At 38.4% G+C, this 3,320-nt stretch carries 2 protein-coding genes; both read right to left on the bottom strand.

The features are described from left to right. Nucleotides 1-236: 236 nt before the first annotated feature. Nucleotides 237-1,607, bottom strand: coding sequence for a cytochrome P450 (locus AC3DU7_RS29235; RefSeq protein WP_488042762.1), 1,371 nt, complete (start codon nucleotides 1,605-1,607; stop codon nucleotides 237-239). Nucleotides 1,608-2,273: 666 nt separating this feature from the next. Then, nucleotides 2,274-3,176, bottom strand: coding sequence for a succinate--CoA ligase subunit alpha (locus AC3DU7_RS29230; RefSeq protein ID WP_488042761.1), 903 nt, complete (start codon nucleotides 3,174-3,176; stop codon nucleotides 2,274-2,276). Nucleotides 3,177-3,320 lie beyond the last annotated feature (144 nt).

The following is a 3,320-nucleotide window of genomic DNA, read 5'->3' as shown; positions in this document are numbered from 1 at the left end:
GGCGTTGCTGAATTGAAGTATGAATGCGCGATTGTTTGGTTCTAGTCCATGCCCCCGCGCATCCCCCAATTCTGGGGGACTTTTAGAGTTTTATCCCCCCAAAATTGGCTTGCTCGGGGGCAAAATCATACCCTAATTCAGCAACGCCCGGGAGCAAGATGCTCCCACTGTTTTTGTCACAAAAATACTCCCTACTCCCCCACTCCCCGCTCCCTCGCTCCCCTACTCCCCACTCTCTATACAGTAGCAACCGAGGGAGATTGTTTTTGCGGCATACGTTTCCCAGTCATTACCATTTTTACTCCACCTCCAGGAGCTATAGTTACACCACGACGAACTGTTTTAAGCGATCGCTTCTCTGATAAAGCCAAACTATAGCGCTTGAGAATACTTGCTAATACCAGTTTCATTTCAAACATAGCAAATGCTGCTCCAATGCAACGACGACTACTACCGCCAAAAGGTAAAAATTCATAAGCAGAATATTGCCTTTCTAAAAATCGCTCTGGTTTAAATTTTTCTGGTTCGGGATACAAATCTTCACGGCGATGAGCTAGATAAATACAGGGAGCTAGAGCAGTACCCTGTGGATATTCTTGACCCATAATTGTTATTGGCGATCTAGCTATTCGCGCAGATGTAATTATCGCTACTGGGTAGATACGCAGGGTTTCACAGCAAACTGCATTCAGATAAGGCAGCTTGATAACTGCCATTGGATCTGGGTTATCTCCAAGATCATCTAATTCTGACAATAACTTGTTATAAATTTCTGGTTGGTGGTGAATCCAATAAAATGCCCATGCCAAGGCTGTTGCAGTAGTTTCATGTCCTGCTAAAAGCAGTGTAATTAACTCATCATGCAATTCACGATCGCTCATTGCTTCCCCTGCTTCATCCCTAGCTAAAAGCAGCATTGTCAAAATATCTGTTTGTTTGGAGTCTAGGTTTTGACGACGTTCGGCAATTTCTGCATACAGTAACTCATCAATTTCTTGCCGTTGTCTGAGAAATTTGCCCCACGGACTCCATGAACCCAGATCGACTTGTAGAAACTTGAAAAATAGCGCACTTGCTTTCCAGGAAGAAGCGAGTGATTCTAAAACTGAATTCAAAAACTGCTCTAATTTATCATACCTCTGCCCTTCCTCCAAGCCGAAGACTGCCTGTAATATTACCTTTAAAGATATCTCTTGAGTTGATTCTCTCATAGAAAATGGTTGCCCTACTACCCAATTACTAGCTATTTTTTCAGTGATTGCACAAATTAAATCACCATAAGCTTGCATTCGTTCTCCATGAAAGGGTGGCATCAAAAGTTGACGTTGACGTTGGTGGCGATCGCCGTCTAGCAACAATAATGAATTATCTCCCACTAGTGGTGCCAAAAATTTATTCCCATAACCAGAATCAAACTGTTTTGGGTTAGTCTTGAGAATCTCTTCAATGGCCTTCGGATGACTCATAAATACCATTGGATAATTCAATTTTATTTGAAATGTGTCTCCATATTGAGTTGCACATTTTTCCAGAAATGTCAAGGGTTTGGCTACCCACTGAAGCAGTTGAATCAAAGCAGGAGCTTTTGGACCTGGTAGTTGTGTCATTTCAGTTATCAGTTATCAGTTATCAGAACCTCCGGCCAAAGCCAGGGGCAAGAAAATACAGAAGTTTACTTTAACTTTAGTTCAGACTCCAAATAATGAAACCTACATTCCGCACGACAAAACGTAGCATAAAAATATAGCGCTGTGCGCAGCTCATTTGGCAGTAGGGGGGGATAAAAAGCTTATGATATAAAACTTTTAGCTATTGGACAGTTCCTGAAATTTGTAAAGCAAGCCAGCGCACATTGCTATATAAGTCGGGCATCGAGTGCTAATTGGCGAGGTTTCCTACGGGACACGTACTGTATGGAAATAGTTCTGCACACAGCCCCTCCTTTTAATGTTATAAATTGACGTGCGGAATGTGGGGTGAAAGCTTATTTAACAAAATACTCAGGATGGGAAAAACTATATTATTTCTAGTTCTTTAAACTACAAAAACTCAACTATACATATTTTTTTTAGTATACATCTCCAATAATCAAAAATAAAATAAATTATACTGTATAAATTATCAATTATTTACCTGAAAATTATGTTTTCAAGACACCCTTTTTAAGAGGATAATAAAGAAAAAATTTTCTTTGAGTCAATTCTCTTCTTTTCAAGGAGAGGTAATCGTTAATTATTAATTATTCATGATTAATTTTTGCACCCCACTCCTTACTAAACATACTTTTTTTCTAGTGAATATTTCACTAAGCTAGGAATTTCCGAAGGTCGTTTTGCTACTGGTATTTGAAATTCTTTAAAAGCAGCAATTTTACTCTTCATTCGATCGTGGAAATTATGTTTTATCCTAGAGTTTCTAGCATTAATTAAACTACTAGCATGAGTGTAATTTTGATTTATTGGAACATAAATACCAGCAATATAAGCAACTACCGGTTTATCAATTGTTTCTGATATATAAGAAGCTGCAATTTCTTCACTTGCACCACCTACTTCTCCTACTAAAACAATTAACTCTGTACGATCATCTTCATCTAATATTTGTAACCATTGCAAAAAAGAAGAACCAACAATTGGATCGCAACCAATACTAACACAAATAGATTGCCCCAATCTTGACTTTGTTAATTCCCAAGCTACTTCATAAGTAAGAGTATTACTACGACTAATAATTCCCACTGGGCCTGGAGTGTAAAACTGAGTTGGATGAGTGCCCAGCAGTAATTTATCCGGCACTATAATACCTGCACAGTTAGGTCCAACAATCAGAGTTTCTGTAGCCTCGGCTTTCCTCAATAATTGGACCATATCTAGAGGTGGTACTCCTTCTGTAACAATAACAATTTGTTTAATGCCAGAAGCGATCGCCTCTAAACTAGCATCTAAAACCTGGTAAGCAGGGACTACTATCAAAGTGGTATCAATAATACCTACTTTTGCCACTGCCTGTTCTACTAAATTAAACACAGGTATGTCAGACCATTCTTGTCCCCCTTCTCCAGGACTAATACCTGCTACCACATTTGTTCCATAGGACTTCATCATTAAGGTTATTTGGGTAGACATTTTTTCTGTAACACCCTGAACTATTACCTTACTATCTGGAGTTAAATTCATAATTCTTCAGCCCTTGTTTGTATAGGCATTTATCAATGGATAATAGATAATGGATAATTAATAATTGATAATTGCTTAATTTGGTTTAATACCTCTTCATTTATGAAGAAAATATTTTCCTTAAGTTCAATCCTATCCGCTTTA

The organism is Okeania sp., assembly GCF_983059655.1.
This window is presented reverse-complemented; position numbering and strand designations above follow the sequence as displayed.

Excerpts from the sequence above, each read along its gene's own strand:
- AC3DU7_RS29235 (WP_488042762.1), bottom strand. The coding sequence starts at position 1,607 with ATGACACAACTACCAGGTCCAAAAGCTCCTGCTTTGATTCAACTGCTT.
- AC3DU7_RS29230 (WP_488042761.1), bottom strand. The coding sequence starts at position 3,176 with ATGAATTTAACTCCAGATAGTAAGGTAATAGTTCAGGGTGTTACAGAA.